Annotated in this window: 1 protein-coding gene; it reads right to left on the bottom strand. The window is 72.2% G+C overall.

Annotated features, from left to right (window positions below; translation table 11 throughout):
• Nucleotides 1-687, bottom strand: a 687-nt coding sequence (locus AA75_RS32070; RefSeq protein ID WP_033823852.1) for a PhoH family protein, incomplete at both ends; no start/stop codon positions are given.

Here is a 687-nt window from a genome sequence, read left to right as displayed (position 1 = left end):
CTCCAGCATCTCGGTCACCAGTGCGGCGATCGGCGAACGCTCGGAGCGGGTCAGCGTGATGTGGGCGAACAGCGGGTGCCCCTTCAGCTTCTCCACCACCGCGACCACGCCGTCGTAGCGGCCCACCCTCAGGTTGTCGCGCTGGGCGACGTCGTGGGTGAGCACCACCCGGGACCCCTGGCCGATCCGGGACAGCACCGTCAGCAGGACGTTGCGCTCCAGCGACTGGGCCTCGTCCACGATCACGAAGGCGTCGTGCAGCGAACGCCCCCGGATGTGGGTCAGCGGCAGCACCTCCAGCATCCCGCGGGAGATCACCTCCTCGATCACGTCCGGGGTGGTGACCGCGGAGAGGGTGTCGAAGACCGCCTGGGCCCAGGGGCTCATCTTCTCGCCCTCGGAGCCGGGCAGGTAGCCCAGCTCCTGGCCGCCGACGGCGTACAGCGGACGGAAGACCATCACCTTCCGGTGCTGCTGACGCTCCAGCACCGCCTCCAGCCCGGCGCACAGCGCCAGCGCGGACTTGCCGGTGCCCGCCCGGCCGCCCATCGAGACGATCCCGACCTCCTGGTCGAGCAGGATGTCCAGCGCCACCCGCTGCTCGGCGCTGCGCCCGCGCAGCCCGAACGCCTCCCGGTCGCCGCGCACCAGGCGCACCCGGCCGTCGTGGGTGACCCGGCCGAGCGC

Origin of the sequence: Kitasatospora sp. MBT63 (genome assembly GCF_000710465.2) — a bacterium.
In the GTDB taxonomy this organism is placed as follows: domain Bacteria; phylum Actinomycetota; class Actinomycetes; order Streptomycetales; family Streptomycetaceae; genus Kitasatospora.
The sequence above is the reverse complement of the archived record's forward strand: the minus strand, read 5'-3'. Positions and strand labels throughout refer to the sequence as shown.